Origin of the sequence: Psychromonas arctica (assembly GCF_038155225.1) — a bacterium.
In the GTDB taxonomy this organism is placed as follows: Bacteria; Pseudomonadota; Gammaproteobacteria; order Enterobacterales; family Psychromonadaceae; genus Psychromonas; species Psychromonas arctica_B.
In genome coordinates, this window is sequence record NZ_JBAKBA010000303.1 from 1 (window position 1) to 219 (window position 219).

General features: G+C 39.3%; 1 pseudogene. It reads left to right on the plus strand.

The features are described 5' to 3' along the window. Positions 1–219 (plus strand): annotated as a pseudogene (locus V6255_RS18620) (type II secretion system minor pseudopilin GspH); the annotation flags it as partial.

The window sequence follows — 219 nt, forward strand, 5'->3', positions numbered from 1 at the left end:
AAGTTCAGGCAATACTGCCCAAGGTAGCCAATGGCATGCGCAACGTTTTAGTACATTATTTCAACTTACCCAAGATCAAGCGTTAATATCAAACACTGTATTTGGTATCCAGTTTAATGAGCAAGGCTATACATTTGCTTCGTATGACGTTACTAAAAGACAATGGTTACCACTGGTTAATTCTCGTATCGAAGCCGATGTAATAGTCCCTGATACAGT